Here is a 26,098-nt window from a genome sequence, read left to right on the forward strand (position 1 = left end):
GGGTCATGTGATCGGGGGTTGCGAACACGCGCCCGACCCACATGTGCCGCACGCGCGTATCCCGGATCGGAGCAGCATTGGCCGCGACCTACTAATGGCCTGCACCGAACGAATGGCGTGAAACGTGGCGCGACAATTCGATTTGATTGCCTTGCCGGGGCCCATGCTGGGCGATGCATTGTGGGCTTGGCTATCGCAACTTGCGAGCCAAACCTCATTCACAAAAAGGCGGCTTTCGTAAGCAGTTCGCAGTTAACTGCTGACGAAAATCGCTTTTATCAAACGGCTCGAAGGCCTTCATCGCAAACAGCCGCGAATGCAGTTTTACAGAAATTTCGCGTCAAATACGTCGATCCTTCGGTTGGATTAGGTGTTTTGGCGCCGATTTTCCGGTTTTCATATCAAATCGTGATTTGTCGCGACAAGGCGATGCTGCAGCAGCAAAGCAGCAAAATTGCCGGCTCGCGCAGCATCATTGTCTGATATGGCAAACAGCGGGGAACAGATCCCCGCTGCGCCGAGCACCATTGGTAGGAACTATCTCTCTGCGGTGGGAAGGTTTAAAAGACCTGCGCGAAGTGGGTTTTTTGGGCTCTTCGCGCCGGTTTGTTTCTGTACGATCTGTAACTGTTCCGCCGTCTCGGGAAGCGAGGCGATGTCGAGGCAGTAGAAACACGGCCGCTCCCTCTTGAAACCGGCCACTTGCAGCTGCATCACGTGCCGATCATTTGCCCCTTGCATCAGGGTGCCGTCAGCGACCAGCAGGTCCACCACTGCTTTAAAGTGCCGGGCCGGCTCGACAAGAGCCTCGAAATGCTCCCGCAGCACTGCCAGTATAACCTTGTCCTCCCTCTTGCGCCGGACGCCCCAGGCCTTTGTCGCCCGCTCTTCGCTTAATTCCTCTCCCCGCTTGATGAGAGGAAAGCGAATGGTCTTAGCCTTTTGTGCCAGGCGCAGCAGCAATGCCTCCTTAGCTTGCTCTGCCGTCCGGGCTTCGACACGCGCCTTGTTGTGCAGTCGCAGAATGCAACGCATCGCGTGCTTTTCCGTGAAAGGAAGGGCGCCAAACTCAAAGCCAAGTACCGCTGCCGCGTAGGCCAACGCGAACTTCGTCGCAAAACGACGGGTCCAGCTGTTCCCGCTCGGAGTTGCCTTGGCAAGAAAAGTCGCAATGAGAGCGTGGGCGCGTGCTGCGTTCGCCTCGTAATTCTCGACAAAGCGTTCGACGAACAATTCGTATGACACGCCATAGTTCGCCGCGATCGTACTCTCGGTGAGAGTTGCAAGCAGGATGGAATTGTCTCCTTCTTCTAAGCGGTCAAATATGCCGCCTTTGTCCACTCCCGGAACGGGAATGTCGGGAAAGCGGGCTCGTTCGCCATCGAGGCGTTCGCCGTAGCTTTCAAGAGGCAACTCCCCCGATGACAGGCCGACGGCCCGGTATTCGAGATTGCTCAACCCTTCGCTCGCGACGCGTTCGCTTCGCACCTTGCCTTTGCCTGAGGCGAGAAGCTGTGGCAGATGGGCGATGTAGTCGCGCTTGGCACGGGGAGTGCCTTGTATCTGAGCCGTGTCGTCGAGGCAGAGCAGGCCGTGGTTTGCCGCTCCGAGCCGCTCTTCGAGTGCTCGACCGGTGATGTTGTGCGATAAGAGAGCCGTGGGATCCGCCAATCCCATTGCCGATTGCGCCACCCGCTGCGCCAGCGTCTTGCCTGATGCGCTCGGCCCCGTGAGCTGAAAAATCATGCCCTCGTTCTGGCCGGTCGGCTCAAGCAAAACGGCTGCCATGGCCAAGCTGACGGAGAAGGTCAGATAGCTCGAGCGGCTGCAGGGTTCGCGTAAACCCTCGCGCCACCCTTCAATTGTGCCGAGCTTTGCCAGCCGACCGACTTGTGAGTTGCCAAGGTCCACAAATTTGAGATCGTCTGGATGATCCCCAAGCGTCCTATCGTGCAACACAAAACGTTGGCCATGAAAGCCAGTTCGTGTTGTGATCATTTGAACGGGAGGGTTCACCTGCTCTATTGCGTGGCGCAGGGCCGCCACCGCAGATCCCACTCCATGCGGTGAGCTCCAGCCATTTCGCAGTAACATAGCGTGGACTTGGCCCAAATTGGCTAAATGCCGCCGCGCAATCACCGCCTCTGCTCTTTGATTAGTCAGAGTTCTAAATTCTAATACGGTGAAATGCTCTCTGGTATTAGCGTCGATGTATTCCGTTTTTAGGCGCACATATTCGTTCGGATCGAATGTCATGTGACATCTCCGTTTGGTATTACGATAAATTAGAGGTCCCGCTCGCCTCATGAGGCGAGCGGGAGGGGCGGAAGGGTCAGAAGGAAATTAAAAAGCGCCCCGCTTTCTTGAAACCAACCCGGAAGCAAAGGTCTCCGACCTGATATCCGCCCAGCCAACTATCTATTTCTGCATGGTGATCCGCGCGCGGGGGAAGATGCCTCGTTTCGACTCGGCCATTGGCCCCGACATACCGCGTCAAAGCTTGCGGCCTACGCTTGAGAACATAGGCGACGCAACGATGGACGTCTCCTGGTTTGATTTTTTTAACTTGAACCGGACGAGCATTCCCCGTGCCCCTGACACCACATTTGAGTGCGTAGCGGAGCTCTTGCGCATCCGCGTTCGCTATCACGCCATGGATATGTGGAGCGAAGAAGGTGCGCTTTCCCGCGTTGATGACCGCGACATCGACGCCGAAGAGCGCAGGACCTTTGAGGCCAGCGCGCCTTAGTGCTGAAATGGTCCGCCCCGCCACACGCGACGGCCAGATAGTTCGAAGCGCTCCGATGCCGACCTCGAAATCGCTATCGACGACTGTAACCAGATACTTATCGCCGCCGATTTGATCGAAAAGGTCCCCACCCGCCAGAATGCTTTCGGCACGATGGAGGCGTGTTGCTTGATGGCACGAGGCCGGGCAAGTTCCCCAGTCCGCGCAGGCTCCATGCCGGTCGCAATGGAGCACCGGCTGTTCCGCCGAACGGGGAGAGGCCTGGACCCTCCGCTCCATCGCAAGCTGACGCTCGAGGCACGCGGGGAGTGTCTCAAAGTCCGGAATCCCCCGCGAGGTCATCAAGTTCGCGATCGCTGCCTCCGACAGGAGATAAAGATCCGGCACGAGCGGGACCTTGATTGCAATACGGGCGAAGCATTCGTCAGTCATCGCCACGCTCTCCCCGCCAGAGGCAGTCGATGTCGCAGGCGCGCCAGACGCTTATGCGGCCGAGCTTCAGCGGGCGCGGGAAGCGTCCGTCATCAATACCTCTGTAAAACGTCGAACGACTGATAGGAATCAGGCCGCAGGGCCCGATGATATCTTTGAGTCGATAAAGGCGCGTCGGCTTTTCGTTCGCTTCCACGGTGTTCTCCTTGCGTTGGATGCAAGGAGAACATGAGGCAGTTTGGCCGGTTTGAAGCGGAAGTCCGTTTTCTCAAAACGAACTTCAGTTTTTCCTGCTTAGGATGTCTTTCGCATTCTCATCATCAATCATGGAATACGCCTTATCCAGAGCCGACCTAATCGTGTTTTCATCAAGCTTTAATTCGGATAAAATGAGAGAATCTGCAATTAATCGAGCCACCCCACGATTTCCATACCTATATCCATATTTATCATAAGAAATACCTAAAATAATTTTATACAAACTCATTATAAATTTTGCCCCGTCGTTGGATCTTAAAATTCGATTTTCATCGGTCAGCCTCTTAATTTCAGCAATGTCACTTTTATTATTCGATTTTGGCGACTTAATTCGCGCTTTATTATAGGATATGTTATTCATTAAAGTATCTGGAATCGCTATTTTGCATTTTGCCGCCCATTTTACTATTTTTTTCGGGTTCATTTGATTTAAGCTGAAATTTTTCCTTTTTATTCTGCGTCTTAAATGTCTAAATTCTGATACTATTTCACTATCAAAATCTTGTATTGTCATCGCATTTAGTTTATATGGACTTTTACCTAGTAAAAGTGCCGCCGCCTCCCCCTCAGTCCAGTACGCTAGAACTACCCACTTTTTGCATTCGACATCATCAATATCTGGAATGCATTGGACTAACGAGTTCTGCATTGGTAAAATCTCCTCATATTAGCGAATATGGATTTTTTACTTTTTGCTCAAGCTCCTGAACATGTCCAGCATGTCCGCCCAGGACTGCATAAGCACCACCCGCTCCGGCCAGTAGGTGGCCCGGTTATAGGCGCGGCGGATTTCGTTCTGGTCGATGTGGGCGAGCGCCGCCTCAATCACGTCCGGCGAGAAGCCGCGCTCGTTCAGAATCGAACTGGCGGTGGCGCGGAAGCCGTGGGCGGTCATCTCGTCCTGGGTGAAGCCCATGCGCCGCAGCGCCGAGTTCAAGGCGTTCTCGCTCAGCAGCTTCTTGTTCGAGCGGATGGAGGGGAACACGAGCTCCGCCTCACCCGTAAGGGGCCGGATCTCCGCCAGCACGCGAAGGGCCTGCTTCGAGAGCGGCACCTTATGCGGCCGGCGCATCTTCATGCGTTCGGCGGGGATGCTCCAGACCGAGGTTTCGAAATCGAACTCGGCCCAGCGCGCGCCGCGAATCTCGCCAGGGCGGCAAAAGGTGAGAGCCGTGAACAGCAAGGCGGACCGCAAGGTCGGCCAGCCATCATATTCGTCGATCGCGCGCATCAAGCCGCCAACGGCCTTGTGATCGAGCAACGCCGCGCGGTGTGTCACCTTCGGCCGCTCCAAAGCGTCGCGCAATGCGGCGGTCGGGTCCGTCTCGGCGCGCAGCGTGGCAATGGCGAAGCGGAATACGGTGCCAATGGCAGATCGCATACGGCGGGCTGTCTCGCGCCGACCGCTACGCTCGATCTGCTGCAGGACGGCGAGGATCTCAACTGGGGTGATCTGGGCAATGGGGCGATTCGCCAAGGCGGGCCCTGCCAGCGTTTCGAGCATCCAGCGGTTCTTGCTCATCGTGGCGGCGGCGGCTTCGCGCGCCTCCAGCCTTGCCAGATATTCCGCTGCTATTGCGCCGAACGTATTCTCCGCCGCCACGGATGCCGCGACCTTATCGAGCTTGCGAACGGTGGATGGGTCCTCGCCGTTGAGCAACTGCTTCTTGGCTTCATCGCGCTTGAGGCGCGCATCGGCCAGCGACGTGGTGGGATAAGGCCCGAATGAAAGCTGCTTCGGCTTGCCGGCGAACCGATAGGCCAGGCGCCAGATACGGCTGCCGTTCGGGCTGACGAGCACATGCAAGCCGCCGCCGTCGAATAATTTGTAAGGCTTGTCCTTCGGCTTGGCGTTGCGAAGCGCGAGGTCGGTGAGCGGCATGTGTAGGCATCTCTTTTGTAGGCACGAGGCCGATGCCTACGAACATGCCTACAAATCGATGAGATGCAACGGCACGCCAAGAGACGCGCTGGGGCGACAATTAGCGCGTAAGTGGCTGATTTTGCAGTGCTTTGATGCGTCGTGAGACGACAAGAAACAAAAAAGTGGTGGAGCCAGGCGGAATCGAACCGCCGACCTCTTGAATGCCATTCAAGCGCTCTCCCAACTGAGCTATGACCCCACCGGGTCGCGGGCTTCGCGCTGCCACCTCGCCGCGGGCAAACCGCCCAATTCGAAGCGCTGGCGCGTCGGGAACTCCCGCGACGCTTCCCGGGGAAAATCGCCCCCGGGCACGAGCGGGCCTTGAGGCAGCCCGCAATCCTTATAGCCTTATCTCTTTTCAGAGCCGGCGGAAACGAAATGGTGGAGCCAGACGGAATCGAACCGACGACCTCTTCAATGCCATTGAAGCGCTCTCCCAACTGAGCTATGGCCCCACCGGATCGCGAGGTGCGTGCAGGCGGTCATTTAAATGACATGGGATGTCAATTAAGGAACCAATTGCGCGCCGGGATGCCCCGCGACGGATGCCGGGGGAATCGCGCCCCCCGGCGAGAGCGGCCTTTAAGCACAGGCCGCCGACCGTATCAAGCCTCTTCGTCGTCCTCGAGGCCCTCGCCGATCAAATCGGAGACGTCATCCCCTTCATCCTCGTCTTCTTCGAGGAAGGTGTCGTCGTCGGCGTCCGCGACCAGGTCGTCGTCGACGTCCACATCCACGTCCACGTCGTCCACCGGCACCTTGGTGCCGACGGCTTCCTCATCCGCCTCTTCCAGGCTGATGACCTCGACGTCGGCGACCTCCTCGTCCGCGTCGGCGGCCACCGGCACGGCGGCGGCACGGGCCGCTTCGCCGCGGCTGCGGACCACCGGCTCGAAATAGGAGCGTGGATAGGATTCGCCGGTGAAGGGAGACACCACCGGGTCCTTGTTCAAATCGTAAAACTTGCGCCCTGTAACAGGACAGATGCGCTTGGTGCCGAGTTCTGGCTTCGCCACGGCAAAGATCCTAGGGGGCTGTCAAAAGGAGGGTGCTCCATTGGCGAAACCCCATGCCCCTGTCAAGCACCGAATCCGCATCCGCCGCGTGGCCAGCGTGCACGAGCTTGTGTTAGACGGCATGCAATCCATCCTGGAACGGCAGCCGGCGGGACTTTGCGAGGCTCCGCGCGCCGAAAATGGGAGCAGTCCATGTCCAGCGCCGTCGCTCATTCTTCTTCCTCCGGCCACGGGGAAAATGCCGTTCCCGGCGCAAGCCTGCGCTCGCCGGCCCTCACGGGAACGGTGCGCGTGCCCGGCGACAAGTCGGTCTCCCATCGCGCGCTGATGTTCGGCGCCCTGGCGCGCGGGGAAACCCGCATCACCGGCCTGCTGGAAGGCGAGGACGTGCTGAACACCGCCAAGGCCTGCATCCAGCTCGGCGCGCAGGTGGAACGCCTCGGCCCCGGCGAATGGCGGGTGGTGGGCGTCGGCGCGGGCCATCTGAAGAGCCCCGACGCGCCGCTGGATTTCGGCAATTCCGGCACCGGCGCGCGGCTGATGATGGGCGTGGTTGCGGGAAATCCCATCGTCGCCACCTTCGACGGCGACGCCAGCCTGCGCCGCCGGCCCATGAAGCGGGTGCTGGACCCGCTGCTCGCCATGGGCGTGGTGGTGGAGGAGGAAACGCCCGGCGGCCGCCTGCCGCTGCGCCTCAAGGGCCTCACCGAATTGAAGGCCTTCACCTATGAAACCCCGGTACCCTCGGCGCAGGTGAAGTCCGCCGTGCTGCTGGCCGGGCTTGCCGCGAGCGGCGACACGGTGGTGGTGGAGCGCGAATCCACCCGCGACCATACCGAGCGCATGCTGACCCATTTCGGCGCCGACGTGCGGGTCGAGCCCCACGGCGCCCACGGCCGCCGCATCACCCTCGCCGGCCGGCCGGACCTGAAGGGCGCGCCGGTCGCGGTGCCGTCCGACCCCTCCTCGGCCGCCTTCCCGCTGGTGGCGGCGCTGATCGTGCCCGGCTCCGACATCATCCTGAAGGACGTGATGATGAACCCGCTGCGCACCGGCCTCATCACCACGCTGAAGGAGATGGGCGCTTCCATCGAGACGCTTTCAGAGCGCACCGAGGGCGGCGAGGCCGTCGCCGACCTGCGCGTGCGCCACTCGGCGCTGACCGGCGTCGAGGTGCCGCCGGAGCGCGCGCCCTCCATGATCGACGAATATCCGGTGCTCGCCGTGGCGGCCGCGTTCGCGCGGGGCACGACCCGCATGCGCGGCCTCAACGAGCTGCGGGTGAAGGAGAGCGACCGCCTCGCCGCCGTGGCCGACGGGCTCGCCGCCTGCGGCGTGCCCCATGAGATCGTCGGCGACGATCTGCTGGTCACGGGCCTCGGGCCGGACGGCGTGGTCGGCGGCGGACCGGTGGCGACGCACATGGACCACCGCATCGCCATGGCCTTCCTGGTGATGGGCCTCGCCGCGCGCGACGGGGTGCGCGTGGACGACATGCGCTTCATCGCCACCTCCTTCCCCACCTTCGTGCCCATGATGGGCGGCCTCGGCGCGGTGCTGAAGTGAGCGACGCCATGATCATCGCCATCGACGGGCCGGCCGCTTCCGGCAAGGGCACGCTGGGGCGCAGGATCGCGGCGGCCCTCGGCCTGCCGCATCTCGACACCGGCCTGCTCTATCGGGCGGTGGCGGCGCGCTGCCTCGCCGACGGCACGCTCGAGGACGAGATCGCCAGCGCGGATGCCGCCCGCACGCTCGATCTGCGCGCGCTCGATCCGGAAAAGCTGCGCACCGGCGCGCTGGGCGAGGCGGCCTCCGTGGTCGCGGCCCGGCCGGCGGTGCGGGCGGCCCTGCTTGAGCTTCAGCGGCGCTTTGCCGGCCAGCCGGGCGGCGCGGTGCTGGACGGGCGCGACATCGGCACGGTGATCTGTCCCGATGCCCCGGTGAAGCTGTTCGTCACCGCCTCGGCGGACGTGCGCGCCACCCGCCGCCATCGCGAATTGCTGGAACACCAGTGCGATATCGCGTTCGAGGACGTGCTGGCCGACATCCACAAGCGCGACGCCCGCGATTCGCACCGCGCCGCCGCCCCGCTCACGATGGCGCAGGACGCGGTGCTGCTGGACACCACCCATCTCGGGGTGGAGGAGGCGCTGGCCGCCGCTTTGGAGATCATCGCCGGCCGGCCGGCGCCAGCCGGTGAACAGACCGGCGCCTGAGGCGAAACCACATCCCGCCGAACCGGTCCCCCTCCCCCCTTGCGGGGGAGGGCTGGGGAGGGGGGTGTCGGGAGGGGGGGCCGGCGCCGCCCGCCTCACGCCCGCAAGGACAGCGGGGAGATACCCCCCACCCTGCCCTCCCCCTCAAGGGGGGAGGGAGACAGCGGCACCGCTCCATGCGATTCCCCGTTCCGTGGGATGCCATGACGCGGCAGCGATCGCGTTCGCGGAGGCGCTGGCCGCTTTGGAGATCATCGCCGGCCGGCGGGCGCCCCCCCGGTGGACAGACGGGCGCCTGAGGCGAATCGACGTCCCGCCGAACCGGTCCCCCTCCCCCCTTGCGGGGGAGGGATGGGGAGGGGGGTGTCGGGGGAGGGTCCGCCGCCGCCGGTACCACACCTCCCCCGCCCGGCCAGCGGGGAGATACCCCCCACCCTGCCCTCCCCCTCAAGGGGGGAGGGAGACAGCGGCACCGCTCCATGCGATTCCCCACTCTGCGGAAATGCCGTGACGCGGCAGCGATCGCGTTCGCGGAGGCGCTGGCCGCCGCTTTGGAGATCATCGCCGGCCGGCCGGCGCCAGCCGGTGAACAGACCGGCGCCTGAGGCGAAACCACATCCCGCCGAACCGGTCCCCCTCCCCCCTTGAGGGGGAGGGCTGGGGAGGGGGGTGTCGGGGGAGAGGTCCGGCGCCGCCGGTACCACACCTCCCGGACAGCGGGGAGATACCCCCCACCCTGCCCTCCCCCTCAAGGCGGGAGGGAGCGGCACCGCTCGATGTGGCTCCCCATTCTGCGGGAATGCCATGACGCGGCAGCGATCGCGTTCGCGGAGGCGCTGGCCGCCGCTTTGGAGATCATCGCCGGCCGGCGGACGCCAGCCGGTGGACAGACGGGCCCCTGAGGCGAATCGACGTCCCGCCGAACCGGTCCCCCTCCCCCCTTGCGGGGGAGGGCTGGGGAGGGGGGTGCCGGGGGAGGGGTCCGGCGCCGCCGGTACCACACCTCCCCCGCAAGGACAGCGGGGAGATACCCCCCACCCTGCCCTCCCCCTCAAGGCGGGAGGGAGCAGCGGCACCGCTCGATGTGGCTCCCCATTCTGCGGGAATGCCGTGACGCGGCAGCGATCGCCTTCGAGACGGCGCTGGCCGCCGCTTTGGAGATCATCGCCGGCCGGCGGGCGCCCCCCGGTGGACAGACGGGCGCCTGAGGCGAATCGACGTCCCGCCGAACCGGTCCCCCTCCCCCCTTGCGGGGGAGGGCTGGGGAGGGGGGTGTCGGGGGATGTCGGAGGAGAGGTCCGGCGCCGCCGGCACCACACCTTCCCCGCAAAGGCCAGCGGGGAGATACCCCCCACCCTGCCCTTCCCCTCAAGGGGGGAGGAGGAAAGCGGCGGCGACCGGGGCGCGGCGTGTCGATCGACCCCGGCCGGCTGAGGCGCGGCCCCCCGCTTCATTGACTTCGCGCCGGAGCGGCTCTTAAGTGTCGGCGTCGATGGTCCCGGTTCGGGCGGCTTGCCGCTTCCGCCGGGTGAAAAGGGAATGCGGTCGCGTCCGGGTTTTCCGGGCGATAGCCGCAGCTGCCCCCGCAACTGTAGGCGGTGAGTTCCGGCCGAAAAGCCACTGGGAGACGGGCCTTGCGCCGCTTCCGGGAAGGCGGCCGCGAACGGCGATCCGCGAGCCAGGAGACCTGCCACCGACAGGAACGCGCGCCGGGCGGGGTGCCCTGGCATGGCGATTCTTCTGTGGCACGCGGTTGCGGGCCGCGCGCACCCATGGAAAGCGGCGTGGAGCGACCTGCCAACGACGATGCGCCTTTCGCGGCGAGCGACACGACGGTGCAAGGCGACACGACGGCGCGAAGCGGCCGCCCCGCCGAGGCGCCGGCGCGCGAAACCCTGCGCGTCGCCAGCATTCCCGCCGTGACCCTGTTCGTCTGCACCACCTGCCGCCTCGCCGGCGCCGACCCGCAGGCCGACCCGGCCGGCGCGGCGCTCGCGCGGGACGCGATCCTTGCCGCGGCCAATGGTGGGGCAACCGGCGCCGCCGGCGCGATCGCGGTGAAGGAGGTGCGCTGCCTCTCCAATTGCAAGCGCGCGCTCTCCGCCGCCTTGGTGCGCACCGGCGGATGGTCCTACGTGTTCGGCGATCTTTCCCCCGACAGCGCCGCCGACCTTTTGACCGGTGCCGCGCTCTTCGCCACCTCCACCGACGGCATCCTGCCCTGGCGCGGACGCCCCGACAGCCTCAAGCGCGGCATGATCGCCCGCATCCCTCCCATGAGCTTTTCCGAGGACCAGCGATGACCTCTCTCGCCCGCATCCCCTGCACCATCGTCACCGGCTTCCTCGGCGCGGGGAAGACCACCCTGATCCGCCACATCCTGGAGAATGCCCAGGGCAAGCGCCTCGCCGTGATCGTCAACGAGTTCGGCGACGTGGGCATCGACGGGGAGATTCTGAAGGGCTGCGGCATCGAGAGCTGCCCGGAGGATAATATCGTCGAGCTGGCCAACGGCTGCCTGTGCTGCACCGTGGCGGACGATTTCGTGCCGGCGCTGGACCTCATCTTGTCCCGCACGCCGCGCGTGGACCACATCCTGATCGAGACCTCCGGCCTTGCCCTGCCCAAGCCCCTGGTGCAGGCGTTCCAATGGCCAGCGATCAAGAGCCGCGTCACGGTGGACGGCGTGGTGGCGGTGGTGGACGGCCCGGCGCTCGCCGCCGGCCGGGTCGCCGACGACATGGCCGCCCTCGCCGCCCAGCGCGCCGCCGACGACACGCTCGACCATGACGACCCGGTGGAAGAAGTGTTCGAGGACCAGATCGCCTGCGCCGATCTGATCATCCTCTCCAAGGCGGACCTGCTGGACGCGGCCGGCGCCGCGACCGCCGATGCCCGCATCGCGCAGGCCCTGCCGCGCGCCGTGAAAGTGGTGCGCGCCGCCGGTGGCAAGGTGGATGCAGCCATCCTGCTCGGCCTCGGCATCGGCACGGAGGACGAGATCGACGCCCGCCGCACCCACCACGACGACGAGCTGGACCACGACCACGACGATTTCGACAGCTTCATCGTCCGCCTGCCGGAGATCGCCGATCCCGCCGCGCTCGCGGCCCGCGTGGCGCGTGCCGCCGAAACGCCGGACGTGCTGCGGGTGAAGGGCTTCGCTCATGTGGCCGGCAAGCCCTTGCGCCTGCTGGTGCAGGGCGTGGGCACGCGGATTTCCCACCAGTTCGACCGGCCCTGGCGCGCGGACGAGCCGCGCTCCGGCGCGCTGGTGGTGATCGGCCTCAAGGGGTTCGACCGCGCAGCGGTGGAACGCGCGCTGCTGGCCGAGGAGCCGGCGCTTTCCGCCTGAGGCCGGGATAGGCTTTCCCCATGCATCTGCTCGCGAGCACATCCGCCACCATCGAGGACCTGGCCGCGCCCATCGACCTGCGCCAGCCTCCCGGCGACGTGCTTGCCTTGTCCTTCACCGACAGCGACCTCCTGGCGCTCGCCGCCGCCTGGCGACGCGGCCGCGACCGGCTGCCGAGCCTGCGGCTCGCGCGGCTGAAGGATCTGCGCCATCCCATGTCGGTGGATCTGTGGATCGATACGGCGGCGCGGCACGCCAAGGTGATACTGGTGCGCCAGCTCGGCGGGCTGGACTGGTGGCGCTACGGCGCCGAGCGGCTCGCGGAACTGGCCCGCGCGCAGGGCCTCGCGCTGGCCCTGCTCCCGGGCGAGGACCAGGACGACCCGCGCCTTGCCGCCCTGTCCACCGTGCCGGCGGAAGAACTGACCGCATGGCTCGGCTATTTCCGCCAGGGCGGGCCGGACAATATGGCCGCGCTGCTGGAGCGGGTGGCGCGCCTGGTGCGGGGGGAACTGGTGCGGGGGGAAGCCGCTGGCGACATCGCGCCACCGAAGCCCGTGCCGGCCGCGCGCTTCTATCTGCCGGGGCTGGGGTCGGTGGATCTGGCGGGCGTGGTGCGGACCGCCCCTGTGCCCCCTCCCCAGCCCTCCCCCGCAAGCGGGAGAGGGAGCGCGGTGGCGCTTGGGGAGAATGATTTCGCGCCGATCGATCCGGCCGATCCCCTCTCCCGCTTGCGGGGGAGGGGTAGGGAGGGGGAAGAGGGCTTCAACGGTGCACCGCAATCCGCCAGGAGCGGCGCGCAGGCTGAGGCTTGGATGGGAACAGCCCCGCACGACCTGGAGCCGCTTTCTCGATCCCTCGCCCCTCTGCCCCCTCCCCACCCCTCCCCCGCAAGCGGGAGAGGGGGCGCGGTGGCGCCTGGGGAGAATGATTTCGCGCCGATCGATCCGGCCAATCCCCTCTCCCGCTCGCGGGGGAGGGGTAGGGAGGGGGAAGAGGGCGTCGGCGGAGGACCGCAATCCGCCGGCATGGGGCCGCAAGCTGAGGCGCTTTCAAGAGCAGTTTCTCAGGCCCTCCCGCCGCTTCCGCCTCAAGATCTCGTGCCCCCTCCCCAGCCCTCCCCCGCAAGCGGGAGAGGGAGCGCGGTGGCGCCTGGGGAGAATGATTTTGCGCCGATCGATCCGGCCGATTCCCTCTCCCGCTTGCGGGGGAGGGTTAGGGAGGGGGAAGAGGGCCGGGGGAGTGTTGGGAAGGGGGAAGAGGGCGCCGGCGGAGAACCGCAATCCGTCGGCGTGGGGCCGCGAGCCGAGGCGCCTTCAAGAACAGTTTCTCAGGCCCTCCCGCCGCTTCCGCCTCAAGATCTCGTGCCCCCTCCCCAGCCCTCCCCCGCAAGCGGGAGAGGGGGCGCGGTGGCGGCTGGGGAGAATGATTTCGCGCCGATCGATCCGGCCGATTCCCTCTCCCGCTTGCGGGGGAGGGTGAGGGAGGGGGAAGAGAGATTCGACGCCGGAGCGGATCGCGCCTGCCCCCGTGCCCTCATCCTGTTCTACCGCTCCATGTGGCTGGCGGGCGATCTTGCGCCCATCGACGACCTCTGCGCCGCGCTCCAGGCGCGCGGCATCGCGCCGGTGCCGCTGTTCCTCACCAGCCTGAAGGATCCCAGATCCCGCGCCTTCGTGCGCGACGCCATCGCGCAGGCGGCCCCGGACCTGATCCTCACCGCCACCGCCTTCGCGGCCGGGGATGCGGAAGATATATTCCCCGCCGGCGGCCCGCCGGTGCTCCAGATCATTCCCGCCACCACGGCCCGCGATGCCTGGGCCAACAGCCCGCGCGGCCTCGCCGCCGCCGATCTCGCCATGCACGTGGTGCTGCCGGAGCTGGACGGGCGGGTGCTGGCCGGCGCCATCTCCTTCAAGGACATGGCCGCCCCGGATGCGGACCTCGCCTTCACCGCCGCTCTCAACCGCGCGGAGCCGCAGGCCATCGCCCATGTGGCGGACCGGGCGGCCGCCCTCATCCGCCTCGCCCGCACGCCCCGCGCGGAGCGTCGCATCGCCGTGCTCATGCCGGATTATCCCGGCGCGCCCGGCCGCACCGGCTATGCGGTGGGCCTCGATGTGCCGGAAAGCGTGCGGCGGGCGCTTAAGACCCTGGCGGATGCGGGCTATGACGCCGGCGCGGCGCCCGCCGATTCAAGAACCTTGCTGGCGCACATCGTCGCCAGCGAGGCCCTGCCGCTCGCCGACTATCAGCGCCTGTTCGCCCCCCTTCCGGAGCCCGTCCGCGCCGCGATCACCGCCGCCTGGGGCGCGCCGGAAGAGGATCGCGACCTGCGCGACGGCGCGTTCCATGTCCGCTTCGCCCGTTTCGGCCATGTGACGGTCGCCCTGGCCCCCGATCGCGGCGCCGCGCTGGACCGGCGGGCGGAGTATCACGACCCCGCCGTGCCGCCGCGCCATGGCCTGCTGGCCTTCGGCCTGTGGCTGCGGCACGGGCTCGAGGCCCATGCCCTCGTCCACATGGGCGCCCATGGCACGCTGGAATGGCTGCCCGGCAAGGCGGTGGCGCTGACCCCTGCCTGCTTTCCCCAAGCCGTGCTCGGGCCGCTTCCGGTGATCTATCCCTTCATTGTCTCCAATCCCGGCGAGGCGGCGCAGGCGAAGCGGCGCATCGCCGCCGTCACGCTCGGCCACCTGCCGCCGCCGCTCACCGGCGCCGGCCTCTCCGAGGCCGAACAGACCCTGGAACGCCTCGTGGACGAATATGCCGAGGCCGACGGCCTTGACCCGCGCCGCCGCGACCGCCTCGCCCGGCTGATCGTGGAAAGCGCCGCCGAGACCGGCCTGTCCGTGCGCGCGGGCGTCGATGGCGCGAGCGACCCCAACGAAGCCTTGCGCCGCATCGATGCCTGGCTGTGCGACGTCAAGGACATGCAGGTGAAGGACGGCCTGCACATCTATGGCGCCGCCGATGGCGATCCCGCGCGCACGCCGAGCGCGGACGCCGAGCGCGCCGCGCTCCTCGCCGCCCTCGACGGCCGCCATGTGAGCGCGGGCCCCGCCGGCGCCCCGGCGCGCGGGCGGCGCGACGTGCTGCCCACCGGGCGCAATCTCTTCACCGCCGATCCGCGCCATCTGCCCACGCCCACCGCCCTAGACCTCGGGCGCCTCGCGGCGGACGAGGTGGTGCGGACCTATCTCCAGGAGCATGGCGACTATCCCCGCGCCGTGGTGATCGATCTGTGGGGCAGCGCCACCTTGCGCACCGGGGGCGAGGAGATCGCCCAGGGGCTGCATCTCATGGGCTGCCGGCCGATCTGGGATGCTGCCAGCGGCCGCGTCACGGGCATCGAGGTGCTGCCGCCGGCCAGCATGGGGCGGCCGCGCGTGGATGTGAGCTGGCGCGTCTCCGGCCTGTTCCGCGATATCTTCCCCGCCCAATTGGCTTTGCTGGACGCCGCCGCCCGCGCGGTCGCCGCCCGCGACGAGGACGAGAGCGAAAATCCGCTCGCGGCCGTGGCGCGGGGCGGCGGCGCTGTCGCCCGCATCTTCGGCTCCGCGCCGGGGGCCTATGGCGCCGGCATCGAGGATGCGCTGGCGCGCGGCGCGTTTGCCGATCGCGGCGAACTCGGCGCGGCCTATCTTGCCGCCGCCTCCCATGTCTATGAGGGGCCGGAGGGCGCCGCGCGCCCGGCCGCCGGCGCCTTCGCCGCCCAGGTGGCGCGCGCCGATGCGCTGCTGCACGGCGCCGATGATCCCGCCCGCGACCTGCTGGACGGCGCCGAGGACGGCGCCTTCATGGGCGGGTTCGCCGCCGCCGCCGCGCTGCTCGGGAAAGCGGTGGATCTGGTGGTGCTGGACACCAGCGATCCCGAGCGGCCCAAGGCCCGCGCCTTGAAGGACGCGCTGGCGCGCATCGTCCATGGCCGGGTCAGCGCCCCCTTCATCGCCGGCCAGATGCGCCACGGCCCGCGCGGCGCCGCGGAGCTCGCCGAGACCGTGGACCGGCTAGTGGCCTTCGCCGAGACCACGCTTCAGGTGCCCTCCCATCTGCTGGACCAGGTCCACGCGGCCTATCTGGTCGACGATGACGTGCGCGCCTTCCTGCTGCGGGAAAATCCGCAGGCGGCGGACGCCATGGCGCGGCGCTTCGAGGATGCCCGCCGGCGCGGCCTCTGGCACGCCCGCCGCAACGATCTCGACGGCGCGCTTGCGGCCCTGCGCGCCGAGGCGCGCGACATCGCCGACACCGGCGCGGAAGCGCGGGAGAGGGAAAAACCCGGCGCGGAGGCGCTGGACGTCGCGAACACCCGCGCGGCGGCGCGAAATCAAGCGACCCTCGGCACGGAGGCGGCGGAATGAGCCCGCTGTCCCGCCGACGCGGCGCCTGCCCGGCGCTGAGCGCGCCCATGGCGACCGGCGACGGCCTGCTGGTGCGCCTCGTGCCCGCCGACGGCACCTTCACGCCGCGCGCCCTGGTGGGCCTCGCCCAGGCGGCGCGGGCGTTCGGCAACGGCATATTGGAAGTGACCGCGCGGGGCAGCCTCCAGATTCGCGGTCTTTCCGATGCGGGCATCGGCCCGCTGAACGCCGCGGTCGCCGCGCTCGCCCTGGTGCCCCGCGAGGGCCTGGCCATCGATGCGGCACCGCTCGCCGGCATCGATGCCGGCGAAATCGCGGACGCCCGGCTTCTGGCGCGCGAGATCGGCGCGGCGGTGGCCGCCGCCGGGCTTCTGCCGCGCCTCGGGCCGAAGGTGTCGGTCGTGATCGACGGCGGCGGCGCCTGCCCGCTCGATGCCTCCAAGGCCGACGTGCGGCTGCGCGCCGTCCGGGCGGAGGATGGCGTCGCGTGGCAGGTGGCGCTCGCCGGCGATGCGGCAAGGGCGCAGCCGCTGGGCACATTCGCCCGTCAGGCGGCCGTCGCGGCCGTGGTCGACCTTTTGGCGCGCATCGCCGCGCTCGGACGTGCGGCACGGATGGAAGATGTGCTGCGCGCGGACGGACCGGATGCGGACGGGCAAGAGGCTGACGCGCAAGAGGCGCGGTCCGCGCGCGGCGCCGTCCCCGCCGCAACCGCACCCCAAGGGCCGCAAGGCCCCCTCTCCCGCTTGCGGGGGAGGGAGGGGGAGGGGGAAGAGCGCCTCGCCGCCGCACCGCCGTCGATTTGCACGCACGCGTATGCTGACGGCGACGCGGGCGCCGACCGTGCGGTCCTGCCCCCTCAGGGTCTTGCTTCCCTGCCCCCTCCCCACCCCTCCCCCGCAAGCGGGAGAGGGAGCGCGATGGCGTTTGGGGAGGACGGACGGCGGACGGCGGAAGCCGGCGCGGAAGGGACAAGCTCCGATTCCCTTGAGCTTCTCCCGCCCCAAGGGCCGCACGGCGCCCTCTCCCGCGTGCGGGGGAGGGGTGGGGAGGGGGAAGAGTGCCTCTCCGCCGCACCGTCGCCCCGCACGCACGCGCATGCTGAAGCGGACAAGGGCGCCGACCGCGCGCCCCTGCCCCCTCAAGACTTCACCGCCCCGCCCGCTCAGGATCTCGCTTCCCCGCCCCCTTCCCAACCCTCCCCCGCAAGCGGGAGAGGGAGCGCAATGGCGCTTGGGGAAAGTGCTTCCCTGCCCCCTCAAGATCCTGCTTCCCTGCCCCCTCAACCCTCCCCCGCAAGCGGGAGAGGGAGCGCGATGGCGTTTGGGGCGGACGGACGGCGGACGGCGGCAGCCGGCGCGGAAGGGACAAGCTCAGATTCCCTTGAGCTCATCCCGCCCCAAGGGCCGCACGGCACCCTCTCCCGCTTGCGGGGGAGGGGTGGGGAGGGGGAAGAACGCCTCGACGCCGCACCGCCGTCGATTTGCACGCACGCGAATGCTGACGGCGACGCGGGCGCCGACCTCGCGGCCCTGCCCGCTCAGGATCCTGCTTCCCTACCCCCTCCCCAGCCCTCCCCCGCAAGCGGGAGAGGGAGCGCAATGGCGCTTGGGGAAAGTGCGTCCCTGCCCCCTCAGGATCTTGCCTCCCCGCCCCCTCCCCACCCCTCCCCCGCAAGCGGGAGAGGGAGCGCGATGGCGCTTGGGGAAAGTGCGTCCCTGCCCCCTCAGGATCCTGCTTCGCTGCCCCCTCAACCCTCCCCCGCAAGCGGGAGAGGGCGCGCGATGGCGTTTGGGGAGGACGGACGGCGGACGGCGGCAGCCGGCGCGGAAGGGACAAGCTTCGATTCCCTTGAGCTCCTCCCGCCCCAAGAGCCGCACGGCTCCCTCTCCCCCGTGCGGGGGAGGGGTGGGGAGGGGGAAGAGTGCCTCGACGCCGCACCGTCGCCCCGCACGCACGCTCATGCCGACGGGAACGCGGGCGCCGACTGCGCGCCCCTGCCTCCTCAGGATCCTGCTTCGCTGCCCCCTCCCCAACCCTCCCCCGCAAGCGGGAGAGGGAGCGCGATGGCGTTTGGGGAAAGTGCGTCCCTACCCCCTCAGGATCCTGCTTCCCTGCCACCCCAACCCTCCCCCGCACGCGGGAGAGGGAGCGCGATGGCGTTTGGGGAGGACGGACGGCGGACGGCGGAAGCCGGCGCGGAAGGGAAAAGCTCAGATTCCCTTGAGCTCCTCCCGCCCCAAGGGCCGCACGGCTCCCTCTCCCGCGTGCGGGGGAGGGGTGGGGAGGGGGAAGAGTGCCTCTCCGCCGCACCGCCGTCGATTTGCACGCACGCGCATGCTGACGGCGACGCGGGCGCCGACCGTGCTTCCCTGCCCCCTCAGGATCTTGCTTCCCTGCCCCCTCCCCACCCCTCCCCCGCAAGCGGGAGAGGGAGCGCGATGGCGTTTGGGGAAAGTGCTTCCCGGCCCCCTCAGGATCTTGCCTCCCTGCCCCCTCCCCAACCCTCCCCCGCAAGCGGGAGAGGGCGCGCGGTGGCGTTTGGGGAGAGCGAACGTTCGCCCCGACCCGCACCCACGCACCCCTTCCCCGAAATCCGCCCCGGCCCGCTGCACCTCCACCCCCTTGTCGATGGCACCTTCGCCCGGGGCATCGGCCTGCCGTTCGGCGCGCTGGAGGCGGAGGTTTTTATCGCGCTGGTGGAGGCCGCCGAACGGGCCGGCGCGCGGGAGATCCGCCTTGCCCCCGGCCGCGCTCTGCTCGCCATCGGGCTGACGCAGGACGGCGCGGCGCGCCTGGAAGAGGCGGCAGCCGCGCTCGGCCTCCTCATCGATCCCGCCGACCCGCGCGGCTTCGTCGCCGCCTGTCCGGGCGCGCCGGCGTGCGCCTCCGGCCGGCTGGCGGCCCGCGCGCTCGCCCCGCAGGTGGCGCGCGCGCTCGCGCCGCTGCTCGACGGCTCGTTCGACATCCATGTCTCCGGCTGCGCCAAGGGCTGCGCCCATCCCGCGCCCGCCGCCCTCGCCCTGGTGGCGCGCGAGGCCGCGCCCGCACCGCTTGCACCCGCGATGGGCGCGCCGGCTGTAGACTTTCCCATCGCCCTCGTGCGAGACGGCACGGCGGAGGGCGCGGCGCTGGCCGTGCTTGCACCCTCGGCCCTCGTCCCCACCCTCACCCGCCTCGCGGCGCCGGGCAGACAGCCCGGGGAAAGCGGGGCGCAGGCCCTGTCCCGCCTGCTCACGCAGGCTTTTATGGAGCATCCCGCCTGATGGCCGCCGGGTTCGATTATGTGCGCGATGGCACCGCCATTTACGAGCGCTCCTTCGCCATCATCCGCGCCGAGGCGGACCTTAAGCGCTTCACCGAGGAGGAGGCCGACCTTGCCGTGCGCATGATCCATGCCTGCGGCCTGGTGGAGGCGGCGCGCGACTTCGTGTTCGGCCCCGGCTTCGTGGCGGCCGCCCGCGATGCGCTGAAGGCCGGCGCGCCGATCCTCTGCGATGCGCAGATGGTGGCCCATGGCGTCACCCGCGCCCGGCTGCCGGCCCACAATCCCGTGCTGTGCACCCTGCGCGAACCGCAGGTGCCGGACCTGGCGGAGCGGCTCGGCACGACCCGGTCCGCCGCCGCGCTGGAATTGTGGCGGCCCCATCTTGCGGGCGCGGTGGTGGCCATCGGCAATGCGCCGACCGCTTTGTTCCATCTTTTGGAAATGCTGGATGCCGGCGCGCCGCGCCCGGCCGCGATCCTCGGCATGCCGGTGGGCTTCGTGGGGGCGGCCGAATCGAAGGATGCGCTGGCGGAAAACCCGCGCGGCATCCCCTTTGCCATCGTGCGCGGACGGCTGGGTGGCAGCGCCATCACCGCCGCCGCGCTGAATTCGCTTGCGAGGGCCGGCCTGTGACGGGACGTTTGATCGGTGTCGGCGTCGGGCCGGGAGACCCGGAACTCATCACGCTGAAGGCGGTGCGCGCGCTCGGCGCGGCGGATGTGATCGCGCATTTCGCCAAGGCCGGCAATTCCAGCCACGCCCGCGCCATCGCTGCCGCCCATTTTCCGCCGGATGCGGAGGAAGTGCCGCTGCTCTATCCCGTGACGACGGAAATTCCCCATCGGCACGAGGCGTATCGCAGCGCCATCGCGGCCTTTTATGACGCCTCCGCCGCCGCGCTCGCCGAACGGCTGATGGCGGGGCAGACGGTGGCGGTGCTCAGCGAGGGCGACCCGCTGTTCTATGGCTCCTACATGCATCTGCATGTGCGCCTCGCCCCGCGCTTCCCGACTGAAGTGATCGCCGGCGTCACCGGCATGTCGGGCTGCTGGTCCACGGTGGGCGCGCCCATCGCCCAGGGCGAGGACGTGCTGATGGTGCTGCCCGGCACGCTGGACGAGGATGCGCTGACGCTGCGCCTCGCCCAGGCGGATGCCGCCGTCATCATGAAGGTGGGCCGCAACCTGCCGAAGATCCGCCGTGCGCTCGCGCGCGCGGGCCGGCTGGAGCGCGCCATCTATGTGGAGCGCGGCACCATGGCGGGCTGCACCCATGTTCCGCTCGCCGACCGCGACGATGCCCGCGCGCCCTATTTCGCCATCGTGCTGGTGCCGGGCTGGGAGGGCGCGGCGTGAGCGGGCATCTCAGCGTTGTCGGCCTCGGCCCCGGATCGCCGGAGCAGGTGACGCCCCAGGCCCGCGCCGCGCTCGATTTGGCGCAGGAGATTTTCGGCTATGGCCCCTATCTCGCCCGCGTGCCGGAGAAGCCCGGCCAGACGCGCCATCCCACCGACAATCGCGAGGAGCTGAGCCGCGCCGGCGCGGCGCTGGAGCGGGCGGCGGCGGGGGCGCGTGTCGCCATGGTCTCGGGCGGCGATCCCGGCGTGTTCGCCATGGCGGCGGCGGTGTGCGAGGCCATCGAGCACGGACCGCCGCACTGGCGCGCGGTGGAGGTGGAGATGGTGCCCGGCATCACCGCCATGCTGGCGGTGGCGGCCCGCATCGGCGCGCCGCTGGGGCACGATTTCTGCGCGCTCTCCCTGTCCGACAATCTCAAGCCCTGGCCGCTGGTGGAAGCGCGCCTGACAGCGGCGGCTGGGGCCGGATTCGTGATCGCGCTCTATAATCCCATCAGCCGCGCGCGGCCCTGGCAATTGGATGCCGCCTTCGACCTGCTGCGCGGCGTGCTGGCGTCGTCCGTGCCGGTGATCTTCGGCCGCGCGGCGGGCCGGCCGGACGAGCGCATCGCCCTCTCCACCCTTGCCGAGGCGAAGGGCGCACAGGCGGACATGGCCACCTGCGTGCTCATCGGCAGCGCGGAAACGCGAATTGTGGAGCGGCCGGGGCTTTCCCCCCTGGTCTATTCGCCCCGCTCGGCGCGGGCTTCGGAATGAAGGCAGGCGTCCAGCCACGCCAGCGCCGCATCGGCATCGCTCACGCGCGACACGTCCGGCAGCGGCGGGCGACGCAGAAGCACCACCTCGATGCCGAGCGCCCGGGCGGCGGCGATCTTGCCATAGGTGGCGCTGCCCCCGGAATTCTTGGCGACGATGATCTCGATGCCGCGCGTGCCGAGCAGAGCATGGTCCTCGGCTTCGCTGAACGGCCCGCGCGCGAGGATATAGTCCGCCTGAGGCACGGCCAGCGGCGGGGCGATGGGATCGACGCTGCGCACCAGATAGGCATGCTGGGGCGCCGCCTCAAAGGCGCGCACCTCGTTGCGGCCGAGCGCCAGGAACACCCGGCGCGGCGCGGCGCCGAGCGCCTCCACGGCCGCCACCACGTCCTCCACCTCACGCCAGCGATCGCCCGCCTGCGCCTCCCAGGCCGGCCGGCCGAGGGCGAGCAGCGGCACGCCGGTCGCCGCGCAGGCCGAGGCGGCGTTGCGCGAGATGTTGGCGGCATAGGGATGGGTGGCGTCGATCACCGCGCATGTCTTGTGGGCGCGCAGGAAATCCGCCAGCCCCTCGGCGCCGCCGAAGCCGCCGCTGCGCACCGGCACCGGCTGGGGCGCGGGATTCTCGGTGCGTCCCGCAAGGGAGAGCAACAGGCTAAGATCGGGGCGGCCGGCGAGTCGCGCGGCCAATTGCCGGGCATCGCGGGTGCCGCCCAGAATGAGCACGGGGCGCCTCATGGCTGAAGTGCAGGACGAGGACGAAACATCGGGCAAAGCCACCGGCGCCGGAGGAACGGGGCCGGAGACTGCCGCACCCGCCCCCTGGCTGTCCATCGTCGGCATCGGCGAGGATGGGCTGGATGGGCTTTCGCCCGCCGCCCGCGCACGCATCGAACAAGCACAGATGGTGTTCGGCGGCGCGCGGCATCTCGCTCTGGCGGCGGAGGCCGTGACGGGCACGGCGCATCCCTGGCCGAGCCCGTTCGCCGAAGGGATGGCGCAGGTGCTCGCGGCGCGCGGAAAAAACGTCTGCGTGCTCGCCTCGGGCGATCCGTTTCTGCACGGCGTCGGGGCCACCCTCGCGCGCGCTGTTCCCGCCGGCGAGATGCACGTCATGCCCGCGCCCTCCGCCTTCAGCCTCGCGGCGGCGCGGCTCGGCTGGGCGCTCGCCGAGGTGGCGCAGGTCTCGCTGCACGGGCGCGAGATCGGCCGCATCCGCCCGTTCCTGCATCCCGGCTGCCGCATCCTGGTGCTCACCTCGGACGAGAGCGGCCCGCCCGCCCTCGCCGCCTTGCTGACGGGTCTCGGCTTCGGCGCCTCGCGCCTCACCGTGCTCGAAGCGCTGGGCGGCCCGCGCGCGCGCGTCCGTGACGCACACGCCCATGATTTCGCCCTGCCCGGCATCGACCCGCTCAATGTGCTCGCCATCGAGGTTGAAGGCACGGGCGCGGTGCTCACCCGCGCCAGCGGACTGGACGACGCTTTGTTCGAGCATGACGGGCAGATCACCAAGCGCGAGATCCGCGCCGTGACGCTCTCCGCGCTCGCGCCGCGCAAGGGCGAGTTGCTGTGGGACGTGGGCGGCGGCTCCGGCTCCATCGCCATCGAATGGCTGCTGGCGGACCCCTCGCTCGCCGCCATCGCAATCGAATCCCATCCCGCGCGCGCGGCGCGCATCGCCCGCAATGCCGAGGCGCTCGGCGTGCCGCATCTGCGAATCGTCGCGGGCACGGCGCCCGATGCGCTCGCCGGCCTGCCGGCGCCGGACGCGATTTTCCTCGGCGGCGGCGCGAGCGAGGACGGCGTGGTGGCCGCTGCGGAAGCCGCGCTCAAGCCCGGCGGGCGGCTGGTGGCCAATGGCGTGACCCTGGAAACGGAAGCGGTGCTGCTTGCGTTGCATGCGCGGCTCGGCGGTGATCTGCTGCGCCTCGCCCTATCGCGGGCGGAGCCCATCAAGGGCATGACGGGCTGGCGCCCGGCCATGCCCATCACTCAATGGCGCTGGATGAAGCCAGGAAGGGAGGCGCAATGATCGTCGCCGGCATCGGCAGCCGCCGTGGCGCCTCGGCGGAGGAAGTGATCGCCGCCATCGACGGCGCGCTGGAACGCGCGGATCTCGGGCGCTCCGATCTCGGCGCCGTGGCGACCCCGGCCGTGAAGGGCGGGGAAGTGGGCATCTCCCAGGCGGCCGCCGAACTCGGCCTGCCCTTGGTGCTGGTGCCCCAGGGCCAGCTCGAAGCCATGGCGGAGCGGGCGCAGACCCATTCCGAGCGCGTGGTCGCTTTGCTGCGCGTGCCTTCTGCGGCGGAGACGGCGGCGCTCGCCGCCGCCGGGCTCGGCGCCCAATTGCTCGGCCCGCGCCTTGCGCTCGGCCCCGTCACCTGCGCCCTCGCGCGCAGCGGAGACGGCGCGTGAGCGTTCATTTCATCGGCGCCGGTCCCGGCGCGGCGGATCTCATCACGGTGCGCGGGCGCGATCTCCTCGCGCGCTGCCCGGTGTGCCTTTATGCCGGCTCCATCGTTTCGCCGGAGCTGCTCGCCTATTGCCCGCCCGACGCCCGGCTGATCGACACCGCCCCGCTCGACCTCGACCGCATCGAGCAGGAATATGTCCGCGCCCACGCGGCCGGGCAGGATGTGGCGCGGCTGCATTCGGGCGATCTCTCGGTCTATAGCGCGGTGGCCGAGCAGATCCGCCGGCTGGAGCGCCACGGCATTGCCTATACCCTCACCCCCGGCGTGCCGGCGTTTGCGGCGGCCGCCGCCGCGCTCGGGCGCGAACTGACCGTGCCGGAAGTGGCGCAGAGCCTGGTGATCACCCGCATTTCCGGCCGCGCCTCGGCCATGCCGCCGGGCGAGACCCTCGCCGCCTTCGCCGCCACCGGGGCGACGCTGGCGATCCATCTCGCCATCCACGGCCTGGAGCGGGTGGTGGGCGAACTCATCCCCTTCTACGGCGCCGGGTGCCCGGTGGCGGTGGTGGCCAAGGCGAGCTGGCCGGACGAAAAGCTGGTGCGCGGCACGCTCGGCGACATCGCCGAAACGCTCGCCGCCGATCCCATCGAGCGCATGGCGCTGATTCTGGTGGGGCCGGCGCTCGGCGCGCGCGATTTCCGCGAGAGCGCGCTCTACGACGTGGATTACGTCCGCCGCTTCCGGGGCATGGGGGGATAGCGGGCATCGGGGATAGGCCTCAGCCCTTCCCCGCCGGCGCGAAGGGCGCGCGGCCCATAAGCGTGCCGGCGCGATCGAACACCAGGATTTCCAAAGCCACATCCGCCCGCCCCAGCGCCGCCGCCGCAGTGGTCCAGGCGCGCGCGGCCACGAGATCGCCGAGCGCGAGCCCGTCCGCGCTCGCATGCTGGAAGGCCTCCGCCACCGTATTGGCGGTGCGGATGCGCGCACACAGCCCGGCCGAGCCGCCCGCCGCCTCGGCCAGCGCCGCGAGCGCGTCCAGATCCGGCGCGCCGCGCTTGGAATGCAGGTCCAGCAGGCCTTGGGCGAGCTTGGTCATCTTGGCGACGCCGCCCGCCACCGTGACCTTGGCGACCGGATGAGCGCGCAGATATTTCAGCATGCCGCCGACGAAATCCCCCATGTCGATCAGCGCCACCTCGTCGAGGCCGTGAAGGGCCTGCACCGCCGCCTCAGAGGCGGACCCTGTCGCCCCCGCCACATGGTCCAGCCCCATGGCGCGGGCGACATCGATGCCGCGATGGATGGAATGGATCCAGGCCGAGCAGGAGAACGGGATGACGATGCCCGTCGTGCCCAGAACCGAGAGCCCGCCGAGAATGCCGAGGCGCGGATTGAGGGTCTTCAGCGCCAGCTCGGCGCCGTGCGCGATGGAAATCTCCACCTCCGCGTCGGCGCCGATGCCGTGCGCCGCCGCCACTTCCGCGATGCCCTGGGCGATCATGGCGCGCGGCACGGGATTGATGGCGGGTTCTCCGGGCGGGATCGGCAGGCCGGGCCGCGTCACCGTGCCGACCCCCTCCCCCGCGCGGAACACGATGCCGCTGCCCGCCGGCAGGCGCTTCACCCGCGCCATCACCAGCGCGCCGTGGGTGACGTCGGGATCATCCCCCGCATCCTTCACGATCCCGGCCATGGCGCCGTCCCCCTCCAGCGCCTGGACGGCGAGGGCGAAGGCCGGGCGGGCGCCGGAGGGCAGTTCCACTTCCACCGGATCGGGAAAATCCCCGCCCGCGAGCGCCGCGAACGCCGCCTTGGCGGCGCCGGCCGCGCAGGTGCCCGTGGTCCAGCCGCGCTTCAGCGGCCGGTCGGGCGGCGGATCGAATTCGGCGCCGTCCGGATCGGAGGGGTCGGGGATGGACCCTGCGGGATCGCTCATGGCTCCTTCATACGGCCGGCGCGGGGCGGCGTCACGGGGCGGCGG

General features: G+C 69.2%; 22 protein-coding genes, 2 tRNA genes and 1 riboswitch. Of the genes, 14 read left to right on the plus strand and 10 right to left on the minus strand.

The window, feature by feature from the left end; all coding sequences use genetic code 11:
* The first annotated feature begins 117 nt into the window (after window positions 1–117).
* Entirely contained in the window at window positions 118–483 is a 366-nt protein-coding gene (locus V5F84_RS19490; RefSeq protein WP_394042075.1) for a hypothetical protein, read from the plus strand.
* Window positions 484–537: 54 nt separating this feature from the next.
* On the opposite strand, the gene V5F84_RS19495 is transcribed toward V5F84_RS19490, so the two are convergent.
* The 8 genes from V5F84_RS19495 to V5F84_RS19530 all read right to left on the minus strand — a co-directional run bounded on the left by V5F84_RS19495 (window position 538) and on the right by V5F84_RS19530 (window position 6,379).
* A complete protein-coding gene (locus V5F84_RS19495) occupies window positions 538–2,256 on the minus strand; it encodes a DUF927 domain-containing protein (RefSeq protein WP_394042074.1) in 1,719 nt (572 codons plus the stop codon).
* A 76-nt stretch (window positions 2,257–2,332) separates the two neighbouring features.
* The gene (locus tag V5F84_RS19500; protein WP_394042073.1) at window positions 2,333–3,181 is read right to left on the minus strand and encodes a hypothetical protein; all 849 of its coding nucleotides are present in this window, start codon (window positions 3,179–3,181) and stop codon (window positions 2,333–2,335) included.
* On the minus strand, window positions 3,174–3,377 hold the full coding sequence (locus V5F84_RS19505; RefSeq protein WP_394042072.1) for a helix-turn-helix transcriptional regulator: 204 nt from the start codon (window positions 3,375–3,377) through the stop codon (window positions 3,174–3,176). The genes V5F84_RS19500 and V5F84_RS19505 overlap by 8 nt, the downstream gene beginning before the upstream one ends.
* 84 nt (window positions 3,378–3,461) lie before the next feature.
* Window positions 3,462–4,088 carry a hypothetical protein gene (locus V5F84_RS19510; RefSeq protein ID WP_394042071.1) on the minus strand — a complete coding sequence of 209 codons (627 nt, stop codon included), beginning with the start codon at window positions 4,086–4,088 and terminating at the stop codon, window positions 3,462–3,464.
* 36 nt (window positions 4,089–4,124) lie between these two features.
* Window positions 4,125–5,321: a tyrosine-type recombinase/integrase gene (locus V5F84_RS19515; protein WP_394042070.1), complete on the minus strand. Its 1,197-nt coding sequence runs from the start codon at window positions 5,319–5,321 to the stop codon at window positions 4,125–4,127.
* 165 nt (window positions 5,322–5,486) lie between these two features.
* A tRNA-Ala gene (locus V5F84_RS19520) sits at window positions 5,487–5,562 on the minus strand.
* A 180-nt stretch (window positions 5,563–5,742) separates the two neighbouring features.
* A tRNA-Ala gene (locus V5F84_RS19525) sits at window positions 5,743–5,818 on the minus strand.
* Between the two features lie 150 nt (window positions 5,819–5,968).
* The gene (locus tag V5F84_RS19530) at window positions 5,969–6,379 is read right to left on the minus strand and encodes a TIGR02300 family protein (RefSeq protein ID WP_394042068.1); all 411 of its coding nucleotides are present in this window, start codon (window positions 6,377–6,379) and stop codon (window positions 5,969–5,971) included.
* 192 nt (window positions 6,380–6,571) lie between these two features.
* Between V5F84_RS19530 and aroA the strand changes: the two genes are divergently transcribed.
* The 10 genes from aroA (at window position 6,572) to V5F84_RS19580 (ending at window position 21,698) form a co-directional block, all read left to right on the plus strand.
* Complete coding sequence (aroA, locus tag V5F84_RS19535) at window positions 6,572–7,945, plus strand: 3-phosphoshikimate 1-carboxyvinyltransferase (protein ID WP_394042067.1); 1,374 nt, start codon at window positions 6,572–6,574, stop codon at window positions 7,943–7,945.
* Between the two features lie 8 nt (window positions 7,946–7,953).
* A complete protein-coding gene (gene cmk / locus V5F84_RS19540; protein ID WP_394042120.1) occupies window positions 7,954–8,598 on the plus strand; it encodes a (d)CMP kinase in 645 nt (214 codons plus the stop codon).
* A 1,082-nt stretch (window positions 8,599–9,680) separates the two neighbouring features.
* Window positions 9,681–9,806 (plus strand): hypothetical protein, encoded by a 126-nt coding sequence (locus tag V5F84_RS19545; protein WP_394042066.1) that lies wholly within the window; start codon window positions 9,681–9,683, stop codon window positions 9,804–9,806.
* Between the two features lie 268 nt (window positions 9,807–10,074).
* Window positions 10,075–10,307: riboswitch (cobalamin riboswitch) on the plus strand.
* A 75-nt stretch (window positions 10,308–10,382) separates the two neighbouring features.
* Window positions 10,383–10,901 (plus strand): DUF1636 family protein, encoded by a 519-nt coding sequence (locus tag V5F84_RS19550; RefSeq protein ID WP_394042065.1) that lies wholly within the window; start codon window positions 10,383–10,385, stop codon window positions 10,899–10,901.
* Complete coding sequence (gene cobW / locus V5F84_RS19555) at window positions 10,898–11,953, plus strand: cobalamin biosynthesis protein CobW (protein WP_394042064.1); 1,056 nt, start codon at window positions 10,898–10,900, stop codon at window positions 11,951–11,953. Before V5F84_RS19550 ends, cobW begins: the two co-directional genes overlap by 4 nt.
* Window positions 11,954–11,973: 20 nt before the next feature.
* Complete coding sequence (gene cobN / locus V5F84_RS19560; RefSeq protein ID WP_394042063.1) at window positions 11,974–16,317, plus strand: cobaltochelatase subunit CobN; 4,344 nt, start codon at window positions 11,974–11,976, stop codon at window positions 16,315–16,317.
* A gap of 47 nt (window positions 16,318–16,364) precedes the next feature.
* Window positions 16,365–19,583, plus strand: coding sequence for a ferredoxin-like domain-containing protein (locus V5F84_RS19565; RefSeq protein ID WP_509277220.1), 3,219 nt, complete (start codon window positions 16,365–16,367; stop codon window positions 19,581–19,583).
* On the plus strand, window positions 19,583–20,218 hold the full coding sequence (locus V5F84_RS19570; RefSeq protein ID WP_394042062.1) for a precorrin-8X methylmutase: 636 nt from the start codon (window positions 19,583–19,585) through the stop codon (window positions 20,216–20,218). Before V5F84_RS19565 ends, V5F84_RS19570 begins: the two co-directional genes overlap by 1 nt.
* Window positions 20,215–20,940 (plus strand): precorrin-2 C(20)-methyltransferase, encoded by a 726-nt coding sequence (locus tag V5F84_RS19575; protein ID WP_394042061.1) that lies wholly within the window; start codon window positions 20,215–20,217, stop codon window positions 20,938–20,940. Before V5F84_RS19570 ends, V5F84_RS19575 begins: the two co-directional genes overlap by 4 nt.
* Entirely contained in the window at window positions 20,937–21,698 is a 762-nt protein-coding gene (locus V5F84_RS19580) for a precorrin-3B C(17)-methyltransferase (protein ID WP_394042059.1), read from the plus strand. The genes V5F84_RS19575 and V5F84_RS19580 overlap by 4 nt, the downstream gene beginning before the upstream one ends.
* Here V5F84_RS19580 and V5F84_RS19585 read toward each other — a convergent pair.
* Window positions 21,665–22,438 (minus strand): cobalt-precorrin-6A reductase, encoded by a 774-nt coding sequence (locus tag V5F84_RS19585; protein ID WP_394042058.1) that lies wholly within the window; start codon window positions 22,436–22,438, stop codon window positions 21,665–21,667. The genes V5F84_RS19580 and V5F84_RS19585 overlap by 34 nt on opposite strands.
* On the opposite strand from V5F84_RS19585, the gene cbiE reads away from it, so the two are divergent.
* The 3 genes from cbiE to cobM are packed head-to-tail and all read left to right on the plus strand — an operon-like array spanning window position 22,437 to window position 24,873.
* Window positions 22,437–23,732, plus strand: coding sequence for a precorrin-6y C5,15-methyltransferase (decarboxylating) subunit CbiE (gene cbiE / locus V5F84_RS19590; protein WP_394042057.1), 1,296 nt, complete (start codon window positions 22,437–22,439; stop codon window positions 23,730–23,732). The genes V5F84_RS19585 and cbiE overlap by 2 nt on opposite strands.
* Entirely contained in the window at window positions 23,729–24,115 is a 387-nt protein-coding gene (locus V5F84_RS19595) for a cobalamin biosynthesis protein (protein ID WP_394042056.1), read from the plus strand. The genes cbiE and V5F84_RS19595 overlap by 4 nt, the downstream gene beginning before the upstream one ends.
* The gene (gene cobM / locus V5F84_RS19600) at window positions 24,112–24,873 is read left to right on the plus strand and encodes a precorrin-4 C(11)-methyltransferase (RefSeq protein ID WP_394042055.1); all 762 of its coding nucleotides are present in this window, start codon (window positions 24,112–24,114) and stop codon (window positions 24,871–24,873) included. The genes V5F84_RS19595 and cobM overlap by 4 nt, the downstream gene beginning before the upstream one ends.
* Before the next feature lie 19 nt (window positions 24,874–24,892).
* On the opposite strand, the gene V5F84_RS19605 is transcribed toward cobM, so the two are convergent.
* On the minus strand, window positions 24,893–26,053 hold the full coding sequence (locus tag V5F84_RS19605) for a cobalt-precorrin-5B (C(1))-methyltransferase (RefSeq protein WP_394042054.1): 1,161 nt from the start codon (window positions 26,051–26,053) through the stop codon (window positions 24,893–24,895).
* Between the last annotated feature and the right edge of the window lie 45 nt (window positions 26,054–26,098).

Source organism: Roseixanthobacter liquoris (assembly GCF_043195135.2).
GTDB lineage: Bacteria > Pseudomonadota > Alphaproteobacteria > Rhizobiales > Xanthobacteraceae > NCEH01.

Bases quoted from the DNA above. Each gene is read 5' to 3' on its own strand.
- V5F84_RS19495 (WP_394042074.1), bottom strand. From the start codon at position 2,256: ATGACATTCGATCCGAACGAATATGTGCGCCTAAAAACGGAATACATC.
- V5F84_RS19500 (WP_394042073.1), bottom strand. From the start codon at position 3,181: ATGACTGACGAATGCTTCGCCCGTATTGCAATCAAGGTCCCGCTCGTG.
- V5F84_RS19510 (WP_394042071.1), bottom strand. From the start codon at position 4,088: ATGCAGAACTCGTTAGTCCAATGCATTCCAGATATTGATGATGTCGAA.
- V5F84_RS19515 (WP_394042070.1), bottom strand. From the start codon at position 5,321: ATGCCGCTCACCGACCTCGCGCTTCGCAACGCCAAGCCGAAGGACAAG.
- aroA (WP_394042067.1), top strand. From the start codon at position 6,572: ATGTCCAGCGCCGTCGCTCATTCTTCTTCCTCCGGCCACGGGGAAAAT.
- cmk (WP_394042120.1), top strand. From the start codon at position 7,954: ATGATCATCGCCATCGACGGGCCGGCCGCTTCCGGCAAGGGCACGCTG.
- V5F84_RS19545 (WP_394042066.1), top strand. From the start codon at position 9,681: ATGTGGCTCCCCATTCTGCGGGAATGCCGTGACGCGGCAGCGATCGCC.
- cobW (WP_394042064.1), top strand. From the start codon at position 10,898: ATGACCTCTCTCGCCCGCATCCCCTGCACCATCGTCACCGGCTTCCTC.
- cobN (WP_394042063.1), top strand. From the start codon at position 11,974: ATGCATCTGCTCGCGAGCACATCCGCCACCATCGAGGACCTGGCCGCG.
- V5F84_RS19565 (WP_509277220.1), top strand. From the start codon at position 16,365: ATGGCGACCGGCGACGGCCTGCTGGTGCGCCTCGTGCCCGCCGACGGC.
- V5F84_RS19570 (WP_394042062.1), top strand. From the start codon at position 19,583: ATGGCCGCCGGGTTCGATTATGTGCGCGATGGCACCGCCATTTACGAG.
- cbiE (WP_394042057.1), top strand. From the start codon at position 22,437: ATGGCTGAAGTGCAGGACGAGGACGAAACATCGGGCAAAGCCACCGGC.
- V5F84_RS19585 (WP_394042058.1), bottom strand. From the start codon at position 22,438: ATGAGGCGCCCCGTGCTCATTCTGGGCGGCACCCGCGATGCCCGGCAA.
- V5F84_RS19595 (WP_394042056.1), top strand. From the start codon at position 23,729: ATGATCGTCGCCGGCATCGGCAGCCGCCGTGGCGCCTCGGCGGAGGAA.
- V5F84_RS19605 (WP_394042054.1), bottom strand. From the start codon at position 26,053: ATGAGCGATCCCGCAGGGTCCATCCCCGACCCCTCCGATCCGGACGGC.